At 54.9% G+C, this 632-nt stretch carries 1 protein-coding gene; it reads left to right on the top strand.

Annotation, left to right across the window (positions count from 1 at the left end; translation table 11 throughout):
* Window positions 1-373: 373 nt before the first annotated feature.
* On the top strand, window positions 374-632 hold a 259-nt coding region (locus tag F3J45_RS30665; protein ID WP_370526517.1), incomplete at its 3' end, for a thiamine pyrophosphate-binding protein.

The raw sequence follows: 632 nt of genomic DNA, 5'->3' as shown, positions 1-632 counted from the left end.
TGGGGTTTCCCCATGTGAGAGTAGGTCATCGTCAAGATTCATTTCGCAAAACCCCTATCTGCGCGAGCAGGTAGGGGTTTTGTCTTTTCTGGCGTTTAATTTCTTGAGATACGCGGCGCCTGGCCGACCGCATCGCGAGCTTTGCTCGCTCCTACGGGGGCTTGCGCGGGGCTGGTAGGAGCGAGCGTAGCTCGCGAAGCGGTCTCAAATCTGGCTCGACCCCTTGAGCCATCTTGCACTTACTCGCTAGCAATGCGTCGCAGCGCGGCATTTTGGCGCAGTAGCCAATTGTCTTTTGTCTGTATCCTCCTAGTTGCACCGTTGATACGGTGCGACAATATTTCTCGCAAATTAACGTGACTTGTTCGCGCTTATGCTGCGTCAAGACTTTAGTTCGGGGCAATCCTGGCCCCCGAACCAAGCGATGCCAGCGTACCGTGCTGCGCATTTCTGGACTTCTACTGTCCGATCACTTGAGGTTACAAGCAAGATGGCCAAGGCCGCCGATGTCGTTGTGCAATGCCTGGAAAACGAAGGTGTCGAGTATGTGTTCGGCATTCCTGGTGAGGAAAACCTCGACCTGCTGGAATCCCTGCGCAAGTCGAAGATCAAGCTGGTTCTGACCCGCCACG

The organism is Pantoea sp. Ap-967 (genome assembly GCF_011752565.1).
Classification (GTDB): domain Bacteria; phylum Pseudomonadota; class Gammaproteobacteria; order Pseudomonadales; family Pseudomonadaceae; genus Aquipseudomonas.
This window is presented reverse-complemented; position numbering and strand designations above follow the sequence as displayed.